Annotated in this window: 17 protein-coding genes and 1 other annotated feature; of the genes, 11 read left to right on the forward strand and 6 right to left on the reverse strand. The window is 37.5% G+C overall.

Translation table 11 applies throughout. The annotated features are described in order from the left end of the window. Window positions 1–2: 2 nt before the first annotated feature. Together BM000_RS15075 and BM000_RS15080 are read left to right on the forward strand one after the other, a co-directional pair. Window positions 3–416 (forward strand): DUF948 domain-containing protein, encoded by a 414-nt coding sequence (locus BM000_RS15075; RefSeq protein WP_091499986.1) that lies wholly within the window; start codon window positions 3–5, stop codon window positions 414–416. Window positions 417–435: 19 nt separating this feature from the next. Next, window positions 436–990 (forward strand): YtxH domain-containing protein, encoded by a 555-nt coding sequence (locus BM000_RS15080; RefSeq protein WP_091499988.1) that lies wholly within the window; start codon window positions 436–438, stop codon window positions 988–990. A 70-nt stretch (window positions 991–1,060) separates the two neighbouring features. Here BM000_RS15080 and BM000_RS15085 read toward each other — a convergent pair whose 3' ends face one another. Further along, window positions 1,061–3,190 (reverse strand): cell division protein FtsA, encoded by a 2,130-nt coding sequence (locus tag BM000_RS15085; RefSeq protein WP_091499989.1) that lies wholly within the window; start codon window positions 3,188–3,190, stop codon window positions 1,061–1,063. 451 nt (window positions 3,191–3,641) lie between these two features. Here BM000_RS15085 and BM000_RS15090 point away from each other — a divergent pair, with 451 nt between their 5' ends. From BM000_RS15090 to motS, 4 genes are all read left to right on the forward strand, one after another. Next, entirely contained in the window at window positions 3,642–4,706 is a 1,065-nt protein-coding gene (locus tag BM000_RS15090) for a bifunctional 3-deoxy-7-phosphoheptulonate synthase/chorismate mutase (protein WP_091499991.1), read from the forward strand. Between the two features lie 299 nt (window positions 4,707–5,005). Next, window positions 5,006–6,001 (forward strand): catabolite control protein A, encoded by a 996-nt coding sequence (gene ccpA, locus BM000_RS15095; protein ID WP_091499992.1) that lies wholly within the window; start codon window positions 5,006–5,008, stop codon window positions 5,999–6,001. Between the two features lie 94 nt (window positions 6,002–6,095). After that, on the forward strand, window positions 6,096–6,920 hold the full coding sequence (gene motP / locus BM000_RS15100) for a flagellar motor protein MotP (RefSeq protein ID WP_091499994.1): 825 nt from the start codon (window positions 6,096–6,098) through the stop codon (window positions 6,918–6,920). Next, entirely contained in the window at window positions 6,907–7,680 is a 774-nt protein-coding gene (gene motS / locus BM000_RS15105; protein WP_091499996.1) for a flagellar motor protein MotS, read from the forward strand. Before motP ends, motS begins: the two co-directional genes overlap by 14 nt. A 148-nt stretch (window positions 7,681–7,828) precedes the next feature. On the opposite strand, the gene BM000_RS15110 is transcribed toward motS, so the two are convergent. Continuing rightward, complete coding sequence (locus tag BM000_RS15110) at window positions 7,829–10,792, reverse strand: transglycosylase domain-containing protein (protein ID WP_091499997.1); 2,964 nt, start codon at window positions 10,790–10,792, stop codon at window positions 7,829–7,831. A gap of 133 nt (window positions 10,793–10,925) precedes the next feature. Continuing rightward, window positions 10,926–11,135: a binding site (T-box leader), on the forward strand. A 55-nt stretch (window positions 11,136–11,190) separates the two neighbouring features. Between BM000_RS15110 and tyrS the strand changes: the two genes are divergently transcribed. Further along, entirely contained in the window at window positions 11,191–12,459 is a 1,269-nt protein-coding gene (gene tyrS / locus BM000_RS15115) for a tyrosine--tRNA ligase (protein WP_091499999.1), read from the forward strand. Between the two features lie 53 nt (window positions 12,460–12,512). On the opposite strand, the gene BM000_RS15120 is transcribed toward tyrS, so the two are convergent. Together BM000_RS15120 and BM000_RS15125 are read right to left on the reverse strand one after the other, a co-directional pair. Continuing rightward, window positions 12,513–13,424: a cation diffusion facilitator family transporter gene (locus tag BM000_RS15120; RefSeq protein ID WP_091500000.1), complete on the reverse strand. Its 912-nt coding sequence runs from the start codon at window positions 13,422–13,424 to the stop codon at window positions 12,513–12,515. A 654-nt stretch (window positions 13,425–14,078) separates the two neighbouring features. Beyond that, complete coding sequence (locus BM000_RS15125) at window positions 14,079–14,819, reverse strand: SDR family oxidoreductase (RefSeq protein WP_091500002.1); 741 nt, start codon at window positions 14,817–14,819, stop codon at window positions 14,079–14,081. Window positions 14,820–15,349: 530 nt separating this feature from the next. Between BM000_RS15125 and BM000_RS15130 the strand changes: the two genes are divergently transcribed. Further along, the gene (locus BM000_RS15130) at window positions 15,350–16,285 is read left to right on the forward strand and encodes an AraC family transcriptional regulator (RefSeq protein ID WP_091500004.1); all 936 of its coding nucleotides are present in this window, start codon (window positions 15,350–15,352) and stop codon (window positions 16,283–16,285) included. 334 nt (window positions 16,286–16,619) lie between these two features. Next, window positions 16,620–16,751 carry a hypothetical protein gene (locus BM000_RS17120; RefSeq protein ID WP_281246015.1) on the forward strand — a complete coding sequence of 44 codons (132 nt, stop codon included), beginning with the start codon at window positions 16,620–16,622 and terminating at the stop codon, window positions 16,749–16,751. Between the two features lie 403 nt (window positions 16,752–17,154). On the opposite strand, the gene BM000_RS15135 is transcribed toward BM000_RS17120, so the two are convergent. Next, window positions 17,155–17,715, reverse strand: a complete 561-nt coding sequence (locus tag BM000_RS15135) for an LOG family protein (protein WP_091500005.1) — start codon at window positions 17,713–17,715, stop codon at window positions 17,155–17,157. A 54-nt stretch (window positions 17,716–17,769) separates the two neighbouring features. On the opposite strand from BM000_RS15135, the gene BM000_RS15140 reads away from it, so the two are divergent. Next, window positions 17,770–18,090: a MazG nucleotide pyrophosphohydrolase domain-containing protein gene (locus BM000_RS15140; RefSeq protein WP_091500006.1), complete on the forward strand. Its 321-nt coding sequence runs from the start codon at window positions 17,770–17,772 to the stop codon at window positions 18,088–18,090. 399 nt (window positions 18,091–18,489) lie between these two features. On the opposite strand, the gene rpsD is transcribed toward BM000_RS15140, so the two are convergent. After that, the gene (gene rpsD, locus BM000_RS15145; protein WP_091500008.1) at window positions 18,490–19,092 is read right to left on the reverse strand and encodes a 30S ribosomal protein S4; all 603 of its coding nucleotides are present in this window, start codon (window positions 19,090–19,092) and stop codon (window positions 18,490–18,492) included. Window positions 19,093–19,653: 561 nt separating this feature from the next. Here rpsD and BM000_RS15150 point away from each other — a divergent pair. Continuing rightward, entirely contained in the window at window positions 19,654–21,507 is a 1,854-nt protein-coding gene (locus BM000_RS15150; RefSeq protein ID WP_091500010.1) for a sensor domain-containing diguanylate cyclase, read from the forward strand. Window positions 21,508–21,509 lie beyond the last annotated feature (2 nt).

Raw genomic sequence — 21,509 nt, forward strand, 5'->3', positions numbered from 1 at the left:
TTATGATTAATCTTCTTTACATTGCAGCATTTATCTTTGCACTTGCCTTTGTTGCTTTAGTTATTTATGTCATTAAAGTCTTGAAGGAGACTGAAAGGACAATGACTAGTGTTGCAAATACACTTGAAGGTATAGAGAAGCAAATGGAAGGTATTACAACTGAAACAACATTGCTGTTAAATCGCACCAATGCTTTAGCTGATGATATTAATGAAAAATCAAAACGGTTAAATGTTGTGGTAGAAAGTGTGAGCGGCTTAGGCACAACAGTAAATGGTTTTAATCAGTCGATTAAACATGTTGCAGATTCTATTTCACGAGTTGCGGAAGATAGTAAAGAAGAGACAGCTCAAGCAATAAAGTGGGGAACAGTAATTATGGAGTTGTTTAATAGAAGAAAGAAAAATAATATCTAAAAAAACGGGAGGAATTTATATGTCAAATCAAGAAAGTAAGTCAAATGATAACATTAACGCTAAGGATTTTATTATTGGTTCTTTAATTGGTTCAATTGTAGGTGCATCAGTAGCACTTTTATTTGCACCAAAGTCTGGCAAAGAATTACGTCAGGATATTAACAAAGGCGCTCATGATTTAAAGGATAAGGCTGAGGAATGGAAAGAGGTCGCTTCTGAAAAAACAAGTGAGCTTAAAGACTTGGCAATAGAACAAAAAGCACACATTCAAGAACGTTTTGCGGAAAAGTCACAAGAGCTACAGGATAAATTTACAGAAACAAAGAAATCATTGCAGGATAAAATTAATCATGCTTATGATGAATTTGAAGATAAAAAGGAAACTGCTATAAATAAAGCAGAGGATTTAAAGGAAACAGCAAAAGATAAGGTCGCTGTTGCAAGTGATGCAGCAGAAAATGTTAAAAGCACTGTAAAGAAAGCTGCAAAAGATGTCAAAGAGACTGAAAAGGAAGCAGCGGAGGATGTAGCTGAAGCTGTTAAAGATGCCGCAGAGGACGTCAAAGAAAAATAAACTGACAGCTAAAAAAAGGCGAGCGAAAATGTTTAGCCAAATCGTTCGCCTTTTTTCTATGTCCTCATTGTTAAAACGTAATGTTTATTTCATCGCCATCAACTAGTGGGTCTAGAAAAGTTGCCGGTTGTCCATTTTTTAAGATTGCCAAATTTCCTTTTACTTTACTCAAATCTAACTCAATAAAGCGAAAGAGGTCTTGAAAGATAAAGGTGTCGTCATCAGTACTTTTTGTTGTTAGTGATGACCCAGGCAAAAGCTGCTCCGATAACTTGATAGGCTGTTCATCTTTAAAGACTTTTACTTGTTCTTTTTCTAACGTGACGCTATCGCCATTAAAGAAAATAGAAATACGTTTAACCACTTCAATCTTAGCTTTTGCTAGTAAATCTCGTACAGAAGCATATTTCGCTGCTTCAAAGGAAATTTGATCATTAGGTTGAAGAGTCTGTTGTGGCGATGCTTCTTTTCCGTTAATGAGTAAGCGTGCTGAGAAGGCAGGGAGGATAATTTTTTTCTCATCAAGACTCACTTCGAAATGAGTATACGCTTCTAAAATAGACTGTTTACCAATAGCATGAAGCCATTCCGTTAAAGTAAACGTTTCTTTAATTGAAACCTTATCGTGGTCCTGCAATAAGTATTCAGTGGTAACTGTTTTGTCATTAACCATTAGCACGGGATTAACCTGGTAGGCTACGCCATTAAAAAACAGACTAAAGGTACTTAATTCGCCGAATACATCAGTGATCGTCACACAAGGCTCCTTACCATCAGCTCCTTTTGAAACAATTAAGTCATCACCATTTTGAATTGGATGATCTGTTGTGATGGCCTGTCCATTTAAGCTTACCCTTGGCGGCTCACCATGAGAACCAGGTAGTGTAATGGCTTGATCTTGAAAAGAAATAATTGCTGCCATGCCAGGCCGTCCATATAGTTTCTCAATATTAATTCCTGCAGCCAGCAAACAGTCACCGACAGATAATTGCTTCATATCAAAGAGCCTGACCGCACGTTGATTAACGGTTACACTTATATAATGGACAGGACTTTGCTTCGCTGCGATTGCAATTCCGATTGGAGTGATGAATTCTGGACCTTCTGGTATCGTAACAGCAGTTTCTAATGCAGGAATAGCACTTGTTCCTCGCGTAGCAACACGGTTATTCGGCAAATTAAGCTTGGCTGCTAGATGATTTGTTAAGCCAGGTGTTAGACTTCCACCACCAATTAACATAACAGCTTTAGGTGAGCGGTTGTTTAATGCCAAAACCTCATTAGCAATTGCATGAGCAAGTGCTTCTATCGCCGGAGAAATTTCTTTTGTTAAATCAGAAATACTAACACTTTGCTCAAAACCTAATATATCAGTAACTTTCGCTGTATCGTAATTAGTGACCTCACGCTTTACGCGTTCTGCCTCATTGAAATCTAATAAATAAGCATCACTAATTGCTTCAGTAATTTCGTCTCCTGCTTTCGACACCATACCATATGCTGTTATTGTTCCAGCATCTGTAAGAGCAATATCACTTGTTCCTGCCCCAATATCAACTAAAGCTACATTAAGTCTGCGCATTGATTCAGGGATTAGTACATTTATTGCTGCAATTGGCTCAAGCGTAAGAGCTTCCATTTCTAGATTTGCACGTTGCAAGGCAGATAACAAAGATTCAACAACAACCTTGGGTAGAAAAGTTGCAATGATTTCTACCTCAGCTACCGCGCCCTGTTGGTCAATAAGCGATCCAATAATGTCATGATCTAGCTTATACTGTAAAATGGAATAGCCAACACAGTAATAATGGGTTTGACTGTTCTCTTCTTCTAGCGCTAAATCATGTTGAGCCTGTTGAACGGCAGAAAGCTCAAGAAAAGCGATATCCTCCTGCTTAATTAAAGGATGCTGTTTAATATTTTTTTCAACTTTTGTCCGCCTTGTTTTTAGAGCGCGTCCTGCTGCTGCAACACAAACCTGTTTGAGTTGGATCTGGTGACGTTCTTCAAGATCTTGTTTTACTTGATTGATGACCTCAGCGACACGGATCACATCATGGATTTGACCATCAAGCATTGAACGATCCTCATGCTCTCTTATTACATAGTCAATTAGTGTGTACTGATTTCCAGTTGCTTCAAGTAGCAAACCGATTACTGACCGTGTACCGATGTCTAAGGCAAAGATTGTATTATCCATATTTATGTATCCTTTCTAATCAACCTTTCAATTTATAAGCTAATTTTAACAGATTTTTTCGTAAACGTATCCCTATAATTTGTACTATAAGTAGGAAGTTTGTCTTAAATATGATTTTTATGTATAAATAGATAAATAGTATTACTAAGAGTGTGCCTTCTGGAATTTTATGAAAAAGAACATAATAAAGTGATTTATTATGAAATTCCTGTAACTTTTGAGTAGAATAAGCTTATCATCCGGTTAGGCACCGTAAAGATTAAGAATAAATTTGCAGTTGCAGTAACGTTTGGTTAGCACGCTTAAGCAAATAAAAAAGAAAATCCAAAAAATTATAACATTGTAGTGACAACGTAATTAATTTTAGCTATAATAATCTCTAATTATCCAATATCTTTAAGGGACAGAAAAGATATTTATAACTAATGAAATAAAAAACAGGGGGATAACAATGAGTAATCAGCAATTGGATCAGCTTCGTGAAGAACTTGATCAGATCAATTTAGAAATTCTTAAGCTAATTAATAAACGGGGCGAGCTTGTAAAAGAAACAGCCTATGCAAAAGAAAATCATGGGGCTGACAAAAAGTATGATCCCGTAAGAGAACGGGATATGCTTGAGCGGATTAAGAAAAATAATAACGGCCCTTTTCAAGATGCGACCATTATTCATTTATTTAAAGAAATTTTTAAGGCTGGTCTTGAACTTCAAGAGAAGGATCACAGCAAGGAATTACTTGTCTCAAGAAAAAGGAAACAAGAAGATACCATTATAAATATTAATGGCGATCTATTTGGCGATGGACTACCTCATTTTGTTTGCGGACCCTGTGCAGTTGAAAGCTATGAGCAAGTTGCACAAGTAGCTGAACAGATTAAAAATAAGGGGCTAAAAATAATTCGTGGTGGGGCATTTAAACCGCGTACTTCCCCATACGACTTCCAAGGTTTAGGTTTTGAAGGTCTCGAGATTCTCAAGAAGGTAGCTGATGAATACGGTCTAGCTGTTGTAAGCGAAATTGTTAGTCCTGCTGATATGGAAAAAGCAGCTGAGTACCTGGATGTTATTCAAATTGGTGCACGGAACATGCAAAATTTTGAGATTCTGAAGGCAGCTGGAGAATTAAATAAACCAATTATTTTAAAACGTGGTATGTCTGCAACAGTTTCAGATTTTATTAATGCAGCTGAATACATTAATTCAAAGGGAAATGGTCAAATTATTCTTTGTGAACGTGGTATTAGAACGTATGAAACATCGACACGAAACACATTGGACATTACAGCTGTTCCTATTTTAAAACAAGAAACGCATTTACCTGTTATGGTCGATGTCACACATTCAACGGGAAGAAGAGATCTGTTAATTCCAGCAGCAAAAGCAGCGATTGCCATTGGTGCTGATGGTATTATGGCTGAGGTACACCCAGACCCAGCTGTTGCTCTTTCTGATGCACAGCAGCAAATGGATTTTGCTCAATTTGATCAATTTATGGAGCAATTACAAATAAAATAAAGGCGAAAGACCCTTCGTTAACCATAAAATGGTGACTTGAGGGTCTTTCGTTATTATTTTCACAAAAAAAACTGAAAGAAAGGACGTGACCAATAAAATTTGTTATACTATATTCACTAGCCATGTTTGAGGAATTGTTGATTGGGGATAAATGAAAAGGATCTTTACTAAGCTTATATGGGTTAATACATTGGGAGATTGCGCTTTTCAATAACCAAAAAGTATGGAAAATATAGAATTATGCTATACTGTACATATTATACAACAGAACTATTTAATTGAATTGGAGGATGATTTTTATGAATGTAACAATATACGACGTAGCGAGAGAAGCAAATGTTTCGATGGCAACAGTGTCAAGGGTGGTGAATGGTAACCCTAATGTAAAGCCAGCCACAAGAAAAAAAGTACTACAAACGATTGAACGCTTAGGTTACCGTCCGAATGCTGTAGCAAGAGGTTTAGCAAGTAAAAAAACCACAACTGTTGGGGTGATTATCCCTGATATTTCTAGCATCTTCTTCTCTGAGCTTGCCCGTGGAATTGACGATATTGCAAATATGTACAAGTATAATATTATTTTAAGTAACTCTGATCAAAATATTGATAAAGAGGTTAAACTAATTAATACCATGCTTGAAAAGCAAGTAGACGGCATTGTCTTCATGGGTGGCCGAATAACAGATGAGCATATTCAGCAGTTTAAAACATCGCCTGTTCCGGTTGCGTTAGCTGCAACAGTTGATCCGACTCAATCAATTCCTTCAGTTAATATTGACTATGAGCAAGCGGGATATGAAGCGACTAAATTATTAATTGCTAATGGCCATCATCATCCTGCATTTGTTACTGGAGTTGAAGAAACAGCTGCAAATGAGCTTAAATTTAATGGCTTTAAGCGAGCGCTTCAGGAAAATGGACAAACACTAAATGATACGCTTATTATCCGTGGCGACTTCACTTACGGGTCAGGCATTGAAGCAGCGGAGCAATTATTAGCTTTGGAGACCAAACCGACAGCTATTTTTGTGGCATCTGATGAAATGGCTTTAGGCGTTATTCATGGTATCCAAGATCAAGGTTTAAGTGTACCTGATGATATTGAAGTCTTTGGCTTTGATAATACTAGATTGGCAACAATGGTCAGACCAACGCTCTCTACAATTGTCCAACCTATGTATGATATTGGTGCTGTAGCGATGCGACTTTTAACGAAGTTTATGAACAAAGAAGAGGTTTCAGATTCAAATGTTATTTTACCTCACCAAATTATAGAAAGAAACTCAACAAAATAATTTAAGTGCCGATATATAAAGTATCAAGTTTTTAATCCCTTGGTACGATTAAAGCCAAGCCAAGGGTTTTACGCTAGGTTTAAGGAGAGGGCATATGAAAAAAACAGATATTTTAACACCTATTGGCATTGTTTTGGGGTTTCTTTTAGTAGGCTATGGAATTGTCGATACGAGTAGTTTTGCAGGCTTTTTGGCGTTTATTAATATTCCAAGTATTATTATTGTTTTTGGTGGAGTAATCGCTGCGATTTTGGTAAATTTTAAAAAGGATCATTTAAAGCTAACTGGTCGTGTTCTAAAAGAATCATTTAGTCAAGGCGAGTACAACTTAAAAGAGCTTATTGACCTGTTTGAAGGCTTATCAGAAAGAGCTCGACGTGAAGGCCTACTATCATTAGAAAATGAATTAACTGAAATTGATGATGCTTTTATTAAGAAGGGAATTTTACTAGCAATTGATGGTATTGAGCCAGAGGTTATTCACGATATAATGGATGCAGAAATTACAGCTATGGAAGAACGCCATCAAAAAGGACGGTTGATTTTTGAAAAAGCTGGCGAATATGCACCTGCTTGGGGAATGATCGGGACATTAATTGGTTTAGTGTTAATGTTAATGGATTTAGACGATCCTGCTGCATTAGGTCCGCAAATGGCTGTCGCAATGTTAACAACCTTCTATGGAGCATTATTAGCGAATCTTGTTTTTCTACCTATTGCAAGTAAGTTAGAAGGAAAAACGGATGAAGAGGTCTTTCTTAAACAAATTATTATAGAGGGCGTAATTGGTGTTCAATCAGGACAAAATCCTCGAATTTTAAAAGAAAAGCTTGTTGCATTTTTACCTAGTGAAGATAAGAGTAAAAAGGATGAACAAGATGATATCGTTATCGAGGGTGTTGTAAATGAGGCGTCGTAATAAGAACAAGAATAGTGGCGGAGCACCAAAATGGATGACGACCTTTTCTGATTTAATGTCGCTTATGCTAACGTTTTTCGTTCTCTTGTTTGCGATGTCGCAAATCGATAGTCAACGTTTTGAAGCATTAGCAGAATCCTTTAGAAATCAAGCGGCTTTTAATATTTTTTCTTCTGGATCTATTAGTAATGAGTCAACTGGTGGTGATGTTACCGTTGAACCAGATGAGAGCATCATTGTCGATTTACCTGAAGCTGATCATGATTTAACAGTTGATGAGCTAGCGTCTGATAGTGAATCTTTAGAAGAGCTACTTAGAGAAGTAGAAGCCTACTTAGCAGATAATGGCTTAAATAATTTAATCTCAGCTAACCGGTCCGATCAAGGTGTAGTCCTTATTTTGCAGGAGCAAATTTTATTCGACAGTGGGGAAGCTATAATTAAGTCAGAAGGTGAGCCCTTCTTAGATAAGGTTGCTGTGTTATTATCCAGCATCTCTAATAAAGTACGTGTTGAAGGACATACTGATAACCGTCCAATTTCAACGCCGCAATTTCCGTCAAACTGGGAGTTGTCAGGTGCAAGGGCTAGTAGTGTTATTCGTTACATATTAACGAATAACGATTTTGAAGAGGATCGTTTTGTAGCAGTCGGCTATGGAGATACACAACCCGTTGCCTCTAATAATTCTCCTGAGAACTGGCAAAAGAATCGTCGTGTGGAAATTGTTATTCTCGAACTATCACGGTCATTTGACTAAGGAATATGAACAGCAAAAGCGCTAGTGAGTCTAAACTCATTAGCGCTTTTCATTTAATGGATTTTTTAAAACTGGTCATAAAGGTTACGTGAACCAAATAATAAAATAAAGCAATTGCTCGGCTTTATGAGCAATTGCTTTATTTAAATTAATCATCTGACGATTCACCTTCGTCTTCATCAGGCTCTTCATCGTCATCTTCATCATCACTTTCGCCGCTGTTACTGTTATCATTGTTGTTACTGCTGTTATTGTCCCCATCATTACTATTGTTATTACGATTGGAATCATCAGAATCTCCTGAATCTGAGTTATCATCATCTGGTTCATCATCATCAAAATCCCCATCAATTAACAGATCACTAGGCTCGGATTCCCGTCCAAAGTAATCAACAGCCACCACATAATAAACCGCATCGCCTCGCCCAACATTAAGCGAAGTTTCAATAACTGAATCAACGAGACTAAAGTTGGCATCAGGATTACTTGCGCGGTAAACCCGATAGCCAATCACATTTCGACTAGATGGCTCATTCCATGACAGGCGATTACTTGATTTAGCGAGTGAGCTTGGCGCATTGGGGGCAGACCCTGTGTCGTCAACACGATTACCGGTTGATTGGGGAACGGCTACCTTATCCCATGCTGAATTGTTAATGGGTATTAACTGACTTAGATCATCTAGTTTATCATAACCCATTTCTACTAACCATTCAGGGTTCAGCATAACGCCATCATCAAGGGTGAATTCTGACGGCGTATTGCTGCCGACAAGAACAGCTTGACCATTAACCATCACATAGCTACCATCAATAAGACTATTATCATCCCCAGATGGCGCATAAGCAGCGTTAAAGATGTCACTGCCAACAAGCCCAAGCTTACGCGCAAGCTCAGAAGGTGCTCGACCAGATACTAAGCTGAATGAACGGGAAACAATATTGCCGGGTTGTGCAAATCTGCCTGATGGCGCCATTAATTCAGGGTCTATTTCTGTTGCTGCATTTACTAGAGCTGCCCAGAGCCTTTGCGTTCGTGCACTGTAGCCATCATCTAAAGGCATCCTATAGTCATAACCAATCCATGTCCCGAGTGTAACATTAGGGTTTGTCGCGACAAACCAGTTATCGCGTGCGTCATTAGTCGTTCCTGTTTTTCCCGCCCAGTCAACACCAGGATTACGTAAATTACTCCGAGCCGTTCCAGCGGTTCCTCGTGTAAGGACATCCCGCATCATATCAAGCATTAAATAATTAGTCTGAGCAGAAAAGACTTCTACTTCATTACGTTCATGCTCATAAATGACCTCACCATCTGTTGTTTCAATACGATCAATCATGTATTCATCAAGATGTTGACCACCGTTGCCAAAAGTAGCATAAGCGCTAGTATTCTGCTCAATAGTAGCATCAAAAGATCCAATGGAATGCGATGGAACGCTAAATCCTTCCCAAGTTGTCAGTCCCATTTTCTCACCATATTGAAGGAGAGGATCACCTTGTTTAAGTATATCTTGAAATACTGCTGCTGCTGAGACATTATATGAGTTCGCTAGTGCGGTTCTTACTGTGACCAAACCATAGTAGCGTCCTCTGGTAAAATTGCTTGGGCGTCCCTTACCACCATGTCCATAATCTAAATTAACATCTCCAATAATTGAACCAGGTTGAATAATGCCTAGATCCATTGCGGGGGCATAGACCATTAGTGGCTTTGCTGTACTACCTACCTGTCTTTCTACTCTTGTGGCATAATTCTGGTTATCACGTTCAAAATCGCGTCCACCAACAAAAGCAATGATGGCCCCAGTATTATTATCAATTAAAACACTGCCCACTTGTTCTGGGGAGACAAGCGGAATTTCTTCTCCTGTGTCTGGATCAGTTGTTAGAATAACAACACCTTTTTCTGTGCGTGCTGTTTTGTCACGGCCATAATTATTAAAATTAGCAGCGACATCTTGAAAAGCATCATAAATCCCTTTATTGATGGTCGTATGAATCTTATAGCCACCCTGCGCTATTTCTCTAGAGGCCGCAATGGTATACTGTTCGCGAAGCTCGCTACTATCCTGAATTTCTTCAAGCGTGTAGCCATCCGCTAACGCTAACTTTTCCATAAATATTTCTTCAGTACGTCTGCGTATTTCTTCGGTTAAGTATGGATACTCCTCATAGGTCGAGGTGGTACGCGTACTAAAGCTGTCAACAAGATCAAACTCAAGCGCCTCTTGACGCTCTTCTTCGGTAATGTAATCAGCCTGAACCAATCTCGCTAAAACAATCTGCATCCGATTTAAGCCTGGTTGCAGACCATCTTCATCCTTCAATGTACCGGTATTGGTAAACGGACTATACGCTATTGGACTTTGTGGCAAACCAGCTAAGAACGCTGCTTGTGCTAAATTGACCTCATCAGCATTAATTCCAAAAATCCCTTGAGCTGCTGTTTGAATCCCAGCAATATTGCGTCCGTTAGCGTTACGGCCAAATGGTACAATATTTAAGTAAGCTTCTAAAATCTCATCCTTATCCATAAACTGCTCTAAGCGCAGCGCTAAAATAATTTCTTTAGCCTTACGATCATAGGACACTTCGTTCGTTAGAATTTGATTCTTAATAATCTGCTGGGTTAATGTACTACCACCCGTTTGCATCGCCGATCCAGTCAGCTCTTGAAAAACAGCCCGAATCGTTGCTTTTGGGACAATCCCAGTGTGTGTTTCAAAATACTCATCCTCTGTTGCGATGATGCCTTCAATTATATATTCTGAGACGTGATCTAATGTTGTTTCTTCACGATGTAGGTCAGAGCTAACTTCGCCTAAATAGACATCGTTAGCAAAGTATACCTCGGAAGTTTCTGCATAGTTATGAATAGCGCTAACCATTTCTTCTTCAGCTCGTAATGGCTCGTCCTTAACCAACGCAGCAAAGTAGCCCGCACCAAGTCCAGACACAAAGAATCCAACGACAACACCAAAAATAATAAAAAACAATAAAATATTCCAAACAATGTCATAGCTAATTCGGGATACCTTCTGAATAATTCCTTTATTAATGAAATCTTTCGTTCCTCGCCAGAGGCTCCGTAAGCGTTCTTGAAAATCCATTATTCATACCTCCTAAATTTCCAATCTATATTATAACATAGATAGCAAGATGGGAATGTTTTTTTATGGTTTTTTCTTAAAAGCCTTGATATTGTGACAAATTTATGATATTAATGGAACACAATAGTAAAAATGATTAGTGATGAAGGTTTGAAGTAGCTTTAATAGCCAATGCTGTAGAGAACTGACGGTTGGTGCAAGTCAGTGCATGCTTTTGAGGTGAATTACGTTCCTGAGCTTCCTTCTTGTTAGAGAAGGACGGTACGCTTGTATCGTTACCAAAACGAAGTGGCAATAGTTATATTGCAACGAGGGTGGTACCGCGAGAGAGCTCGTCCCTTTTGGGATGGAGGTCTTTTTTTTATTGCATTTTTTTATCATAAAGAAGGAGTGGTAGCATGGATATTATTCAAGATTTACAAGCTCGGGGTCTAGTCCAGCAAATGACGGATGAAGCTAATCTAAAGGCACATTTAGCAGAGAACACGGTTACGCTATATTGTGGGTTTGATCCTACAGCTGATAGCTTACACATTGGTCATCTGGTACCGGGAATGATGCTGAAGCGCTTCCAACAGGCTGGTCATCGTCCAATTGCATTAATTGGGGGAGGGACCGGGATGATTGGCGATCCAAGTGGTCGCTCTGATGAACGTCAGCTTAACGATACTAAAACAGTTATGTATTTTAGTGAGCAGTTAACCAAACAATTAGCAAAAATTCTTGATTTCGAAAATGAAGACAATGGTGCAGTTGCCCGAAATAATGCCGATTGGCTAGGCTCATTATCGTTAATCGATTTCCTCCGTGATACTGGCAAGCACTTTGGTATCAATTATATGCTAGCAAAGGATTCTGTCCAATCTCGTCTGGAGAATGGCATTAGCTTTACCGAGTTCACTTATATGATTTTGCAGTCTTATGACTTTATGAATTTATTTGAACAAGAAAACTGTACGTTACAAATTGGTGGTAGTGATCAGTGGGGGAATATCACTGCTGGGATGGAACTCATTCGTCGTTCTCGTGCTGAGGGAGATGAAATCAAGGTGTTTGGTTTAACCGTACCGTTGATTACGAAAGCTGATGGCACCAAATTTGGTAAAACAGCTGGGGGAGCAGTGTGGCTAGATCCAGAAAAAACAACACCTTATGAATTCTATCAATTCTGGATTAATGCCGATGACCGTGATGTCATTAAATTTTTAAAATACTTTACTTTCCTATCATTAAATGAGATTAATCAGCTGGAACAATCACTTCAAGAAGCACCAGAGCAGCGTAAGCCTCATATTCGTCTAGCTGAGGAGATGACTAAGCTTGTTCACAGTGAAGAAGCACTTGCTCAAGCGAAACGCATTTCAAATGCTTTATTTAGTGGAGAAATTAAGGCACTTAATGGTGAAGAAATTCAGCAGGGCTTTAAGGATGTTCCGACTGTAAAGCTAGAAAAGGCACCCCATGCTTTGGTTGACTTACTTGTCGAAGCAGGTATCTCGCCTTCTAAACGGCAAGCACGAGAGGATATTCAGAATGGTGCCATTTATATCAATGGCGAGCGCACGCAGGAGCTCCAATATGAGTTTTCAGCGAATGATCGAATTGATGATCAATATACACTTATTCGTAGAGGAAAGAAGAAATACTTTTTACTAGATTTTAATTAAGCTAAAATAGGCGTCCATTCCATTGCGGAATGGACGCCTGAATCTTAACTAACCTACAAAGCCCATTTACGATCATTAGTAAAAGCAACAGTAAGCCATTTCTCAAAGGGATACTGATCTAGAAACACAGTAATTTGCTCACGGATTTCGTCTTGTTTAGCTACAGGTACCTCTTGCTTGCCAATGACAAAATCAACCTCAACCCACAATGTTTGCCCAACTTTAGATACACGAATAAAGGATTCCGTAAAGTGCTGTTCCTTTGCGATTTGTTTAACAAAGTGCTTAATTTGGTCAGGCATTCGCCCTTTTGGTGGCATATCCAATAATTCTCGCAAGGCAGTGCCCATTTCCGTAATGGGTACCTTTAAAAAGTAGCCTGATACTAGAATAACCATGATTGGGTCCATATAGGGGACTAGAAATTCACTGCGCTCAAATAGACTAAACAAAAATGACAACAAGAAACCGATTAAAATGCCAATGCTAATAACGGTATCCATTCGCCATTGATTAAGCTCTGCCTGTAGAAGTCCAGAGCGAATCTTGTTTGCCCATTTGTTAATATACACAGTAACACCAACACAGATTACTGTGGATATGACGGTGTACAGCAAAGCTGCTTCAATTGCAAACGCTGTTCCACCAGTAAAAATGTTGACGACAGCCGATATGAATGAGCCGATAACGAGAATCAGAATAACAAAGTACTTAATCAAAACAACTAAAGGCTCAATCTTGTCTTTACCAAATGGATAATTGTGCATATCATGTTTATTCATAAACTTTGCTGAAATTAAAGATAGAATCGACAGACCAAGACTTATTAATGAATAGAGACCGTCAAATAAAATAATTTGGGCATCAATTAATAAGCCGACAATAATACCTGCGAAAGAAAAGAGTAAAGCCCCATACACAGATAATTTCAAAATGCGACGTTCCTGATAGAAATTGTCATTCATACTTTTATTGCTCCGTTTCTGCTTCTAAAAACATTTATACACAGTTATTCTTATCATGTTTCTCAACTTAATTCAACCACAAAGCCTTTTCATCATTAATTATCGCCCATTTCATCATTTGCTATTTATCGGTTCTAACATTTCCTAAACGGATAGCGTTATTTTTGGAAAGTGGGAGGTCAGTAAATGGTATCAGCCTCTGTTGGTAAAAATTACTTATAAATTTAATTACTTTTCATAGGTTGATTCAGCCAACTCTGATGCACAAATTAATTTTATTTACTCACCGTTTCTCTTCGTCACTTCTTATTATATATTCGATACCCGTGAAGAAAGTGAGTTCTACTTGTTTTTGTGAAATTTCTATTTATCCGGTTAAATTTATTTTATTAGCAAGACACTGATATTTTTTTAAAAAAACAGAAGGTGATTGACAGAAAAAACGTGCTAATTGCATTTAAAATGGGATAAGGAGCGATAATTAGTAATCAATTACAAACCGTGCTAATATTTTCACATAGCGCAATTTGTAATTGATATAAACTATAAGGAGATTTATAAGACTGCACGACGTTTATTTATAAAAAATCGATTCGTGCAATAAATGATAGAGGTAACTCGAAGTTTCAGGTTTGATATTACACCTGTACAATGCTAGATCATACCACCATTAACATAGATAGTTTGGCCATTAATCCATCTAGCTGGACCCGCTAGAGAAGAGATGACCTCAGCAATATCTTCAGGTTTCCCTAAGCGTTCAATCGGGTTCATTTTAGCCATACGTTCAATTGTCTCATCATCTTTGCCTTCAAAGAATAATTCGGTTGCTGTCGGCCCAGGAGCTACCGCATTTACGGTAATATCTCGACCACGGAGTTCTTTTGCGAGTACAAGGCTAATTGCATCGACAGCTCCCTTACTGGCAGAATAGGCAGCGTAAGTAGGGAGTGCGAGTTTCTTGACTGAGGTTGAAAGATTAATAATAGCACCTCCTGATCTCACGAGGCGGGCAGCTTGCTGATTAACGACAAAGGTACCCCGAATGTTGGTGCGAATTATTTGATCCAACGTATTTAGGTCAAAATTGGCGACTGTATCAAGTCTTATAATACCAGCCGAATTAACGACGACATCCACACCACCATAGATTTTCTCTGTCATTTTAAAAAGGGTGCTAACTGCCGTTTCGTCACTAATATCTGTCTTAATAGCGCTTGCCTTACCTCCGTTTTCTTCAATGAATCTTACCGTCTTATCAGCTTCAGCATCATTATTTGCATATGCAATTACTACAGATTGTCCATCAGCGGCTAGGCGTTCTGCAATTGCGCGCCCAATTCCACGTGAACCCCCTGTGACAATGGCAACTCTTTCTTTTTCATTTGTTTTCATTATAAACGGCCTCCCTTAATTATTCTAAAACAAACCATGTAGCTCTTTTTTTAAAGAACAGATGCAAATGAATTTATCTGGCATCTGTTTTAATCGTTATGCACTGTACAGTTAAACTAGTAAATCGTGAATTGAATTTGTTTGAACCTAGTACCAACCCTTTTTTCAGAGCTGCTCTTACTTGATCACGTAAAAATGGTTAATGGTACTTGCGTAGTGGTGATAATCATGCTATGTTTCTTTCAGATTCTGTTTCTGTTCCTCCTCGGCTATTATTAAATGCTTTGTAAGCTAATGTTATTATATAAAAAGGACGCTTTAGCTAGGTAGCCTATTATTATTGGATCATTGCCTAATCCTTTAAAGGGCATTGTCTTGCATTTGAAGTCACATTTAGTTTCTATTAGGTAAGAGCTGATTTAGTAATTGATGCATACTTGAATTACCATTATTAATCAGTGACGAAATAAAACCACGTTGTTGTACTTAAAGTGTAGTTTAACCGCAATTAAGTGTAAGGGGAGAATAAAATGATTAATGGAACAATGAATGATAAAATTAACATTTATTTAAAGGAATTAGGCTTATTACTTGGTGAATTTGTTAGTAAAGATGGAATTAATGCTACAGATATCCCTTCTTTACAGTTATTTCGGGCATCGCATGCTTCAGAACCATTACACGCTATTTATGAACCATCGTTATTGCTTATTGTTCAAGGTTCAAAAATCGTTACACTTGCAGAAGAAGATTACCAGTACGATCCAACAACATATTTGGTTACATCTGTTCACCTTCCTATAACAGGACAAATTATAACTGCTACGCCTGATAACCCTTATTTATGTATTCAAATAAACTTTACGATGGATCAAATACTTGCTATCGTCAATGAATTAAATGAAGTTGGAGCTACGAAGGTGGATTCGAGTCGGGGGATAGTCATTAATAAGGTAAATAATGAGTTACTTGATGCTGTACTAAGACTTATCCGTCTTCTAAACACACCTAAAGATATCCCTTTTCTTTCGCCTTCAATCATTCATGAAATCCTTTACAGAGTTTTGCGTGATAAACAAGGAGATGTTATTAAGCAATTTGCTCTAGCTGGAAGTCATGCCCATAATGTCGCAAAAGTAATTGCATGCATTAATAGAGACTATTCAAAAAAGATGCGAATGGGGGAGTTAGCAAAGAAAGTGAATATGAGTACATCTTCATTACATAATCAATTTAAAAAAGTAACCGCAATGACTCCATTGCAATATCAAAAGCGGATGAGGTTGCAAGAAGCACGCCGCAAACTTTTTTCTGAATCAACGGATGCTGCAACTGTTAGTTTTCAAGTTGGTTATGAAAGTCCATCTCAGTTTAGTAGAGAATATGCGCGTTTGTTCGGCTTACCACCAGTCAGTGATATAAATCGCCTTAAAGACTCGCTAACGACAGACTCTACTTTAATATAAGGATAACAGGATTCTCTACAAATTGAATAAGAAAAGTTGTTTTAAAACAAAGGACCTAACATAATAAAAGTTAGGTCCTTCGTTTGTTCAGAAAACTATAGAATAAGGTGTCCGTAACAGCTACATAATAGATATTCTTGTTGGAAAATGGGGGAGTAATTTGAAGGTTGGTTATGCTAATTTCCTTTACAATTGTGTTGTTTTTTAAAAAATCCAATGAATTAGCCTTGGAAGTGATAATTTATTAGTATTTCTAAGGGTTTTAGAGTTAGTGAGTAATTTTTTTATTAACAAGGATAGTATGTGCGAGGGCCTTATAATAGGGGGTAACTGTATGGCAAGAGGTGATAAGGGTAATACGCTTCCTAAGTATGGCAATAAGATCTCTATTAGGCATGGGCTTTATTCTGCATTTCAGCTGGCTAGGGTTCAAAGTGATGGGTACTTATACATTCACCTTAGCTGAACAAACATAATTAAAATTGAACATTGACACTTCTTTACAGATGAACAAGGCAAAATACGGATCCATGAAACGGTAGCAACAGTATTGCAAAAGTTGAAAATTGATTTAGAAGAATAAAAAAGGTGCAACGTTGTGTACTACATTTCCCTTTAGATTTAGTGATTTCATTATATAAGGAAGTAGGCAGCTTTATCATGACGGAACCTAAGCAGATAGTCGAAGGAACAGCGAGTCTTTTAAATTGATCATGTTCAAAAACATAGTCCGCTACAAGTGGCTATATTGGCAGAATATTAAGGAGAGAAGTAAATGCAGAATTATGATGTTGGAACAGCGTTTTTATGCTGGGACATTTAGATAATATAGTTGAGCCTTTCACTGGTTAGTGAGAGGCTCAACTATGTTAATAACTTCTTGGTTGAGGGGATACATAATTATTTATGAAATCTTCAATTTCTTGAGTTGAATTAGAAAATAACGTATATTTTCTATCTAATTCTGATAAAAATGCACTATTAATCATATCATCAAAGAATCTCTGAAGGTTATCGTAATATCCCCCCTTATTAAATAGAATACATGGATTACTATGCTGGCCTATTCTTGCCCATGAAATAACTTCTGATATTTCTTCAAGTGTTCCTGGCCCCCCTGGTAGAGCTATGTAACAATCACCTAGTTCAATCATTTTATTTTTTCTTTCTGACATGGAATTCACAATTACTAAATTAGTTAAATTATCGTGACTTAATTCTCTATCTACTAAAAATGTTGGAATAATTCCAGTGACTTCTCCACCGTATTCAATAACTTTATTAGCCAGAATACCCATTAGTCCGACTTTGCCACCCCCATAGATTAGCCTATGGTTATTGTCTGCAATCCATTTAGCCAATTCTTCAGCGGCACTTTTGTAAATGGTGTTATTTCCAATACTTGCGCCACAATAAACAACGATGTTCATTGAAATCCCTCCTTTATGCTATACTGATTTTAACATAAAGAGAGGGGGATTTATTTGAATATTTTAAGTTATCAACATTGGGTTACTGATTTTTACAAAAAGCGAAGCTGGTATGAACTCGATACTTTTATCCGCATAAATTTCTTAACTGAAGAGGTGGGAGAGGTGTCAAGAGCTGTCCGTGCATTAGAGATTGGTCGTGATCGACCAGATGAGGACGAGTTATCAAGACAAAAGAAACTTGAAAATTTAAAAGAAGAGTTAGGGGACGTATTAGATAATTTATTTATTCTGGCCGATAAGTATGGTATAAGTATGACTCAAATAGTAGAAAATCATAAAGAAAAACTAGTTAAAAGGTATAATGATAATTAAATAAATCAAGACCCGTTAATTCGGGTCTTTATACATATTCCTAATTAATATAAATCAATTTATTGTGCTCGTTTACTTTTTTATTAGTGTGCATTAAAAAAAATCCAGAATTTTGAGGTTCGTATCTGCTACTATGGTATGGCCAATTCTAGACTTACCTATTTAAATTAGCTAATTGAAGACAGTTCAATTTGGAAAGTTGCTGCAAGCGACAGGATTTTTCCTATTACATACATATGCCCAGACTAAATTGCACTCCTAGTCATTCCTCAATGTTCCCCAAAATGGTTCATTTTCATGCGGTTTTTTTAATGTTAGAGAAAATAGAAAAGAGCCTTGAAGTACTGATAAATCAATACTTTCAAGACCCTTAATGTTATTATTTGCGTCCCAACTTCCTTAACGTGAGTACCACTCAACAATAAGTGCTTCGTTAATTTCAGCAGGTAATTCAGTACGCTCTGGGTAGCGTGAGTAAGTTCCTTCAAGCTTGTCAGCGTCAAAAGTTAAGTACTCAGGTACAAAAGCGTTAGCTTCGATTGCGTCTGCAACGATGGTAAGCTTCAGTGACTTTTCGCGTAGACCAATTGATTGACCTGGTTTTACACTGTATGAAGGGATGTCAACGCGACTTCCATCCACAGTAACGTGACCATGGTTAACTAATTGACGTGCTTGACGACGAGTACGCGCAAGACCTAAACGGTAAACAAGGTTATCAAGACGTGATTCAAGAAGAACCATGAAGTTTTCACCGTGTACCCCTTTTAATTTAGCAGCTTTTTCAAATAAGTTGCTGAATTGGCGCTCGTTTACACCATACATGAAGCGAAGCTTTTGCTTCTCTTGTAATTGTAAACCGTATTCTGAAAGCTTTCTACGTTGGTTTGGACCATGTTGTCCAGGAGCGTAAGGGCGCTTATCTAATTCCTTACCTGAACCAGTTAATGAAATACCGAGACGACGAGACTTTTTCCATACAGGACCTGTATAGCGAGCCATAGTGCATTCTCTCCTTTATAAGTAAGATTTTCGCATAAAACAAGATATCGTGTTCCGTGTTCGCTTGCCATTTTGTTTTCATGTACCATCGCTCCAGCAGCAGAGAGTTACACGATACACCTTACACATTGTAAGGAACAGAATGAACAATCGGTGGTTCACAAAGGCTACCTTTTTTACACAAAGTCTATTATATAATTACCAAGCCTTAAAGTCAATACAATTCTAGCTATATTTACGGTTTAAGAAAGTGTATGTGGTATATAGGTAACTATAATCATGCTTGTTAGAATTAAAATTGCACTTGAAAAGCCAAATTGGAAATGAATTAGCATTTAAAAGCACAATACTGCACTTCCGTCATCCTTGTAAGTGCACACAATGATAATTAGTAATTATTGTCGAAAAAAAGAGTAAAAAGTCATTGTTGTGGTGATGATAATGTAATTTGTCTTATAAGTATAATTTACTATGGTTTTGGTAGGCAATTAGAAGTAATTCAGTTATAATAAAAAAGAAATACGTTTAATAATTATCCTAATATGATAGGTGGAAATATTGATGAAGCCATACATCTTCAATCATAATCGTCATTCATTCGTCCATGATCAAAGTGGGTATTATCATAAAAGTGAATCATTAGATATTATTCTGAACCAATTAAAATTGCTATGTAAAGTGGAGGCAGTGGCTTTATTTTTATATGACTCTTGGACTGATCGCTATAAGCTCACAAAGATTGTCTGTGAGACATCGATACTACCTGTTCAGTCCTTGGATCAGCAGATTGTTAATCGTTTAAATCAATATCAGGGCATAATAACTGAACCCGCATCTTCTATAGTAAAAGGAAGAACGAGCAGTGTACACTGTGTTGGGCTGTTTAACCAAGGGTTCATGCACGGTGTCCTTGTTTTTTTTCAACCAACTAATTATCAACCTTCAGATAAGCAAAAACAATTGCTATTAAAACAAGCAGATAATCTTAATCAAATTTTAATCGAGTTATCAAATACTTATCATGCGATTGAACAAGCAAATAAGTATGAATTTATTTATAACGTGACACAAGAGTTTCATTCGTCGATGAACCCAAAGGATGTTCTAAGTGAAATTATTAATACAATTGCATCTATTTATCCAAAGTTCAAATGTTATTTATTTCTGTCAAAAGATTTTCAAGGCGATCAGGATTTACCTGTTAGAGAGTTAATTTACAATGAGCAATATGCAGATAAAGCAAGTGTTCAAGCCTTTCTTACTGGAGAAGTAAAGGTTGTTGTTAAGTCGCGAGAGAGCAAGATTACCTTATATGCGCCGTTAAATGGCAAGCAAGGCATTTATGGGGTATTACAGCTGACGGCCTATGATGTTGAACAGATACCTAATGAAGATATTGAATTTATTCAGATTTTAGCTAATACAGGTGGAAATGCTTTAGAAAATGCTCAGCTCTATCAGCAATCAAATCAGTTTATTCAAGATTTGCAGCTTATTAATAGCTTTGTTCATGAGCTTAATAAGCTAAAGCGATTATCAGATGTAGCATCATTTATGAAAAATCAATTTATCCAATCATTCAGTGCAGACGAGCTGGGATTTCTACAGTTTAATTCTATCGGTAACTTCGAAGTGAACACAGAATCAACTCGCTTTTTTTTAGAACAGGGTATTCCATGTGAGCTAACAGAGCCTCTCCACGAAGTGAGTAAGACGACGGAGCCGATATTTATTGGAGATGTTGGTCAGACAGCCGATTTTTCCTTTCGTTCAGTTGTGCTGTTACCAATGGTTCAATCAAATCAAATCATCGGCTTAGTTATTTTGCTACATAAGAACCCTTACTACTTCTCATTTGATCAATTTAAATTAATGAAATCACTCATTCAGCATGCTACCTTAGCTTTTAGTAATATTATTTTAAAAGAACAGCTTGAGAAAGCGGTTATTACTGACTATTTAACCAAGCTTTTTTCGAGAAAGTATTTAGATGAGAAATGCAGTGAGCATTTAAGGCGGGATCACGAGGGGGTTTTTATTTTAATTGACCTAGATGACTTTAAAAAGGTAAATGATAGTTATGGTCATGACGTTGGAGATACCATATTAATTCAGGTTTCAAACGTCATTCGCCGAGAGATTGATGGGAAAGGCTTTGCAGCAAGGTGGGGGGGAGAGGAGCTTGCTATTTATCTACCCACAGCTACCTATGAGCAAGGCGAGCATTTTGCCGAAAGGTTACGCCATCTCATTGAGCATACTACAGAACCATCCGTTACGGCTTCCATTGGAGTAACACATTGGAAAGAATCGATGGACATAAGTTTAATAAAGTTATTCGACAAGACTGATCAAGCCTTGTATCAAGCCAAGCGTGCAGGGAAAAATCAATTACAATATAGTATACTTAGCTAAAA

Source organism: Amphibacillus marinus (assembly GCF_900110345.1).
GTDB classification, from domain to species: Bacteria; Bacillota; Bacilli; order Bacillales; family Amphibacillaceae; genus Amphibacillus_D; species Amphibacillus_D marinus.